Origin of the sequence: Hyalangium sp. (genome assembly GCF_035629615.1) — a bacterium.
GTDB lineage: Bacteria > Myxococcota > Myxococcia > Myxococcales > Myxococcaceae > Hyalangium.
This window is the reverse complement of the sequence record NZ_DASPHO010000716.1, coordinates 1-6,024: the sequence shown is the minus strand read 5'-3', so window position 1 is coordinate 6,024 and position 6,024 is coordinate 1. Positions and strand designations below refer to the sequence as shown.

The window sequence follows — 6,024 nt, the reverse complement described above, 5'->3', positions numbered from 1 at the left end:
GGACGCGCTCGCGGCCCTCATGGACGAGAAGCTCCTGCCCGTGACGGAACAGGTGACGTCGCTGCAGAAGGCGGTCTCGGACATGAAGGCCATGTACGAGAAGGCCAGCGTGCCGCCCGAGCCTGAGCCCCAGAAGAGCGTGCCCCTCGCGCGCCGCTTCATCCGCTGAGCCCCGCCCCTTCTTCACCTCCACCACTGCTCTCGCAAGGAACTGTTCCATGACGACGCCCCTCAACCTCACTCCGGAGTTGCAGAAGCACATCGACGCTGTCATCGCCAAGGCCGTCGCGGAGGCCCTCGCCGCTCAGCCGCGAGGCCCCGCCGTCCAGCCGATCATCACCGGCAAGTCCGTCGGCAGGCCGGAGCGCCTCAAGGCGTTTCGGCGCATGTTCGGCCTGGCCATCAAGTCCGCCATGTTGGCGAAGTCCGCCCCCAACGATCCGCAGCTCACCGTGCTGCAGAAGGCCTACACCTCCGCCGAGAAGGCCTGGCAGGAGGCGGTGAAGGCCGACCTGCTGACGCCCGTCGTCTTCAGCGAGGGAGGCTCGCTGCTGCCCGAGTACTTCAGCTCGGAGATCATCGAAGTGCTGCGCGACACGACGGTGCTGCTCCAGGCCGGCGCGCGGGCGCAGACGATCTCGGGCAAGTTCAACATCGGCCGGCTCAACGCCGCCGCGACTGCCCAGTTCGTGATGCCGGGCAACAAGCCCACCATCGCCTCGCCTTCCACGGGCGCGGTCATCCTCGATCCCAAGAAGCTGATGGGCCTGCTGGAGACCACTGGGGAGATGATCCGCGACCCGAGCTGGAACGGCGCCGAGGTCCTCACGGCCGACATGTTCAGCGCGCTGGGCGTGGAGGCCGACAAGCAGGGCATCGTCGGCGACGGCAGCGGCGCGAACCCCACGGGCCTCGTCAAGCAGGTGAAGACGGCGAACAAGAACGCGCAGACCGCGGCCTTCAAGCAGGCGAACCTCACGTCCGTCATCGCCGACCTGGACAAGGCCGAGCGCCTGGTGCGCGAGTCGAAAATCCCGTTCCAGGGGAACTCGCCCGGCTGGGTGATGACCTCCAAGACGCTCATGGCGCTCAAGAGCATGCGGGACGGCGCTGGCTGGGTGTTCCGGCAGCAGCTCGACGCCGGCACGCTCAACGGCTACCCCGTGTACGTCACGGACTCGATCTCCGGAGAGGGCACCGGGGGCAAGGACTTGATCGTCTTTGGCCTCTTCTCGCAGCTCTACATGGGCGAGAAGGACGGCGTGATGGTGGAGATGGACCATTCCGAGCAGTTCTCGAATGACATCGTGGTGGTGCGCGGCATCTCCAATCTGGACTGGAAGGTGCGCCACGACAGCGCCTTCGCCGTCATCGACGAGATCACCTACGCCTGATGCCGAGGGGCTTGCGGCCCCGCTCGTTTTGCAGACGTCTGCAAAGTGCTGACAGCCTCACCTGCCTGGGAGTGCGCTCCTGGGCTCCTTCCTCGCAGTCCCGGAGTCCTTCCTCATGCATGCTTCCTCTACGAACATCGGCGCCTACCTGAAGACTGTGGGTGCCTCCGCCGCCATTCAGGGTGTGGAGCCGGCGGCCAAGTCTGCCGGCACCAGCTACGGCGCCGCCTTCTCCATCGAGGAGGCGAAGAGCTGCGTCCTCACTGGAGCCACAGGCGCGGCGACGGGCACGCCGGACAGCTACACCGTCACCTACTCGCTCCAGGTGTCGGCCGACGAGGCCTTCACCGTTCCGGTGGATGTGACGAGCTCGAGCGTGGCACTCACCGCGGACAGCAAGGCAGGCGAGGTGGACGTCAACCTGGCGGCCCTCGCCAGCGGGTACTTCTACGCCCGGGTGAAGACGGTGGTGGCCCTCACCGGCGGCACCACTCCCACCGCCCTCTGCGCGGCCAGCGTCACCCTCGGGGGCTTCCAGAACCTGCCCGTCTGAGCCTGAGTAGCACCCTCACTCCCGGCCGGGCGGTGGCCTTCACCGGCTGCCCCCGGCCTTTCTCTTGGAGCCTACCTTGCCGAACCAACTCGACATGACCACAGCGGCGACGGCAGCGGCGCGGCTTGGAGTGACCAGCTCCGAGGCTTCGCTGCCGGGCCTCATCACCGCGGCGAGCTCCGCCGTGGCCGAGTACCTGGGCTACCCCGTCTATCGGCGCGAGGACGTGGAGGAGACGGTGGTGGGCCGGGGCGGGCGCTACCTGTGGCTGGAGAGCGGGGCGATTCAGGCACTCACCTCCATCGCCGTGGGGGGCAGCGTGGTGGACTCCTCCCTCTACGCCCTTGACGGGAGGGACGGGGCACGCAAGGGACGCATCGTCGCGCGCAGCACGTACCGCTGGCCCTTCACTGGGGAGTGGACGGCCGGCATCTCCTCGACGCCGTACCAGGCACATGACACCGGAGCGATCGTCGTCACCTTCACCGCAGGGTGGGTGACGCCGGGGCAGGTGGCGCTGAGCACTTACTCGCCCAGTGACATGCCCCCGGAACTGGAGCAAGCCGCGCTCGAGGTGGTGACGGCGTGGTTCCAGCGAAAGGGGCAGGACGCGGGAGTTACCAGCATGTCCACGGGGGATGCCTCCGTGGGCTGGGGCGGTGACTCGCTCCAGGGCGGCCGCGCTCCGCTGCCCCTGTCCGCTCGGGCCCTGGCGGCACCGTACCGCAAGCCCAGGGGGGCGCGCTGATGCCGAGCATGGTCCGCGCCACCTTCGTGCAGTCCTTCACCTACCGGCCCTTCGTCTCGGTCGATCACCGCGGCGTGAAGACGTATGGAGAGCCCGTCCCGGCCCTCTGCCGTTACCAGCCGAGCACCCGGCTCATTCGGGATGCGCGTGGGCAGGAGGTGGTGGAGGAGGCCGTTCTCTTCACGGAGGCCGCCGTCACAGACAAGGATCTCGTGTGGCCCACGGGTACCGCTGCGCCTGAAGATCCGGAGGACACCACCGGGAGCCGGGAGCCGCTAGCCGTCCACACCCGGTATCGGCTCTTCAGCCAGGTGGTGGACCACTACGAGGTGCACCTGTAGCCGCCCCTTCTCTGAGGTGTCCCTTTCAGGAGGCACCCTTGAGATACCTCGCCGTGCTGCTGCTCCTGCTCGCGCTCCCCGCGCTGGCAGCCCCACCCCGCTACCTTTACGAGGAACAGGACCTCACTGAGTCCGCGCCCACCCTCTCCACGGACGGCATGTCCCTCACCTCAGACGGGGGCTACCCGGTTCGAGGCTTCATGGTCTCGGTGTGCGCTGGCTCCGGGCAGACGCTCACCGGGGGCAGTTCGGGAGGGCGGCTGCGCGCGTGGGTGTACCACCCAGACGCCGCGCTCTGGATGCGGAACCCGGACCTCGACCTGTCCGTGACTGCCACCGTCCGCTGCCAGGCGTGGCCCGACCTGCGGGCTGGGTACCTGCAGAGCAGGCGTGTCCTCTTTGCCGCGGATTCCATCCTGGTTTCCGGCGGCACCACCGTCACGGTCCGGATCGACGGGGACACCAGCCTGTGAGGCACGACATGGCGCGCCCTCTCTTCGCCGGCATGCTCGGCGCTCTGCTCTTCACCGTCGCCCTCAACGCCCCCGGGGCCTATGCACAGGCCATGGCCACGGGAATCAGCGTGGACGTGGTGGCGGCCCTGCTCGGCCAGGACCTCACCGCTGCCCGGTACGTGGCCAGCGCCACCTCGGGGACTGGCCTCAAGTGCAACTCCGCGCTCATGAGCTGCATCGACCTGGGGCCCGGTACGCTCAACACCATCGGCACCAACGTGGCCGGCGACATCCTCCTGAGCGACGGCAGCGGGACGGCCACCGTGCGGATTGGTGAGACAATCATCTACGGCAACGGCAGCGCCGCCTTCGCGACCAACCCCGTTCAGGTGAATGGCAACGGCACGCTCACAAACGCCACCTCCAACACGCCGCTCACCGTGGATGACACGGATGGATTCCGCGTTGCCTCCAAGGCCTCGTTGCCGACGTGTGGTGACGGGACGAGCTCGACGGTGAGGCCGGGGACCATTGCCTTCGTGACGGCTGGCTCGAGCGTCCGCACGAAGATGTGCGTCTGCACCTCGGATGGAGAGGCCTCACCAGGCTACGACTGGGTGGGCGTGGACTTTGGCACGGGAAGCAGCACCGTGGGGGATGCCACGACATGCCCCGCCTCCTGACACTGGCTCTCCTCCTCCTGGCCGTGGAGGTTGGAGCTCAGGCCCAGTACACCTACCCCGGGCGGACGGCTGGCACAGCGGTGGTGCAGATGAGCGACGCCGTCACGGGCCTGCTCCCCTCGAGCCTCGTGACGCTGGGAGACTCGATTGGTGACGGGTTCTGCAACGACACCCCCCCGTACCTGGCCCTGGCTGCGCTCCTGCCCGGGTACCTCGCTTCCAACCGGGCCCAGTCCGGCACCACCACCTCGCAGATTGCCGACCGCTACTTCGCCACCCGGGACACTGCCTGTGCCGGCGAGAGGTGTGGCGCGTACCTCTTCCAGGGAGGGGTGAACAACTTCCGCCTCGGGACGGGAGACACTGAGCAGGCGCTCGAGGACATGCTCTCTGCGGTGGATGACGCGCGCGAGTTGGGCCGCCGGGTGGTGTGGACGAACATCGGCCCCTTCCGCGGCTGTGGCTTCTGCACGGACACGGCCACGGGTTGGGCTCTGGCCCAGGAGTACAACGCCCTGTGGGCGGCGGCGTGTGCTGCCCGGCCGGACATTACCTGCATCGACGTTGGCTCAGGCAGCGCGTGGGAAGAGCCCGAGACGGACGGGTACCTGCTCACCGCGTGGAGCTGCGACGGGATTCACTGGCTCCAGGGCGCAACGGACGAGTGGGCCGAGAAGGCCCGCCTCGCCTTCCCCGAGTGAGGTAGCGCCATGCCCCTCAAGGACGTGAAGCAGGCCCTGGTGGACGTGCTCGAGGCGGCCGAGGTGGGCAGCACCGAGTCAACGCCACCCACCCTCTACCGTGGCCCCATGCCCGCCGGAGCTCCGGACGCGTGCGTGTCAGTGGTGGAGCTCTCCGATCCGGGAGAGGACGAAGAGCTCCTGGGCGGAGCTGGGCGGATGCGCCTGGTGCATGAACTCACCGTGCAGGTGCGCGGGCCGCGCAACGTATTCCTCGCGGCCGAGGCGAAGGCGGTGGCCGCATGGGATGCGTGCTGGGAGAACACCCCCGAGGGCTACGTGTGGGTGCGCCCCACGGGGAAGCCCGTGCACCTCGGGCCGGATGACATGGGGCGGGCGCTCTTCAGCTTCACCGTGCGCGTGGAGTACCGCGCCACCACCGAGCCCGGCTCGGTGACGCCGGACAGCTGACCGCCCCTTCTCAGAGGCATGGACCTATCCAGCGAGAACCCAAAGCAAAGGCGCCCAGTGCCGGGCGAGCCTGTCATCATCGTGCACCCGGAAACCGGAGTAGGGCTCTCCACGGTGCCGTGGGAATTCCTCGCTCCAGAGCAGCAGGACCAGGTGCGCCGAGAGAGGCGCGGGGGCGGGGAATGGTGGTGCGTGCCTATGGCGACGCCAACTCCGAGATCGGAGAACGCGAGGGCGGACACTACGCCGGCAGAGTCCGTAGACCTCGCAACGCGACTGCTCGTGAAGGACTTGCGCGCTGGGCGATCCCTCGCGCGTTGGACGGTAGGGGGCCTCGGGCACCTGGCGCAGTGGAATTTCAGCGGGACCTTCCGCCTGTGGCTGGCTGACTACCTGGAGCAGGGCCACCTCATTCCCCCGTGGCTCACGGCCGAGCATAAGGTGAGCCCGGCGATCCCCGAGTGAGCCCATGGCGCGCGGACTTGTGAAGGTGACGGTGGACGTGCGTGCCCTCAAGCAGCTCCGGGACAACCCGGAGCAGGTGCTGCGCGAGTTGGACTTCGCCTGCCGGGATGAGGCGCGGCGCACCCTCGACGTGTCCAACTTCCTCGTGCCGCGGGGAGACCCCACGGACGCGAGCAACCTCGCGGGGACAGCCTTCCTCGCAGGACCTGAGTACAACCTCGGCCCACCCCTCTC

9 protein-coding genes and 1 pseudogene are annotated in these 6,024 nt (G+C 68.2%); all 10 read left to right on the top strand.

Translation table 11 applies throughout. The features are described 5' to 3' along the window. The first annotated feature begins 218 nt into the window (after positions 1-218). A complete protein-coding gene (locus VD972_RS35775) occupies positions 219-1,394 on the top strand; it encodes a phage major capsid protein (protein WP_324993300.1) in 1,176 nt (391 codons plus the stop codon). Between the two features lie 115 nt (positions 1,395-1,509). Next, entirely contained in the window at positions 1,510-1,947 is a 438-nt protein-coding gene (locus tag VD972_RS35770; protein ID WP_324993299.1) for a hypothetical protein, read from the top strand. Positions 1,948-2,023: 76 nt separating this feature from the next. Next, positions 2,024-2,695, top strand: coding sequence for a hypothetical protein (locus tag VD972_RS35765; RefSeq protein ID WP_324993298.1), 672 nt, complete (start codon positions 2,024-2,026; stop codon positions 2,693-2,695). Beyond that, a complete protein-coding gene (locus tag VD972_RS35760) occupies positions 2,695-3,036 on the top strand; it encodes a hypothetical protein (RefSeq protein ID WP_324993297.1) in 342 nt (113 codons plus the stop codon). Before VD972_RS35765 ends, VD972_RS35760 begins: the two co-directional genes overlap by 1 nt. Positions 3,037-3,074: 38 nt before the next feature. Beyond that, entirely contained in the window at positions 3,075-3,509 is a 435-nt protein-coding gene (locus VD972_RS35755; RefSeq protein ID WP_324993296.1) for a hypothetical protein, read from the top strand. Between the two features lie 8 nt (positions 3,510-3,517). Then, a complete protein-coding gene (locus VD972_RS35750) occupies positions 3,518-4,174 on the top strand; it encodes a hypothetical protein (RefSeq protein WP_324993295.1) in 657 nt (218 codons plus the stop codon). Beyond that, positions 4,159-4,875, top strand: coding sequence for an SGNH/GDSL hydrolase family protein (locus VD972_RS35745; protein ID WP_324993294.1), 717 nt, complete (start codon positions 4,159-4,161; stop codon positions 4,873-4,875). The genes VD972_RS35750 and VD972_RS35745 overlap by 16 nt, the downstream gene beginning before the upstream one ends. Positions 4,876-4,884: 9 nt before the next feature. Continuing rightward, positions 4,885-5,325 carry a hypothetical protein gene (locus tag VD972_RS35740; RefSeq protein ID WP_324993293.1) on the top strand — a complete coding sequence of 147 codons (441 nt, stop codon included), beginning with the start codon at positions 4,885-4,887 and terminating at the stop codon, positions 5,323-5,325. 282 nt (positions 5,326-5,607) lie between these two features. Continuing rightward, positions 5,608-5,790, top strand: coding sequence for a hypothetical protein (locus tag VD972_RS35735; RefSeq protein ID WP_324993292.1), 183 nt, complete (start codon positions 5,608-5,610; stop codon positions 5,788-5,790). Positions 5,791-5,794: 4 nt separating this feature from the next. Continuing rightward, positions 5,795-6,024, top strand: a pseudogene (locus tag VD972_RS35730) (hypothetical protein); the annotation flags it as partial.

Excerpts from the sequence above, each read along its gene's own strand:
- VD972_RS35750 (WP_324993295.1), top strand. The coding sequence starts at position 3,518 with ATGGCGCGCCCTCTCTTCGCCGGCATGCTCGGCGCTCTGCTCTTCACC.
- VD972_RS35775 (WP_324993300.1), top strand. The coding sequence starts at position 219 with ATGACGACGCCCCTCAACCTCACTCCGGAGTTGCAGAAGCACATCGAC.
- VD972_RS35760 (WP_324993297.1), top strand. The coding sequence starts at position 2,695 with ATGCCGAGCATGGTCCGCGCCACCTTCGTGCAGTCCTTCACCTACCGG.
- VD972_RS35770 (WP_324993299.1), top strand. The coding sequence starts at position 1,510 with ATGCATGCTTCCTCTACGAACATCGGCGCCTACCTGAAGACTGTGGGT.
- VD972_RS35740 (WP_324993293.1), top strand. The coding sequence starts at position 4,885 with ATGCCCCTCAAGGACGTGAAGCAGGCCCTGGTGGACGTGCTCGAGGCG.
- VD972_RS35745 (WP_324993294.1), top strand. The coding sequence starts at position 4,159 with ATGCCCCGCCTCCTGACACTGGCTCTCCTCCTCCTGGCCGTGGAGGTT.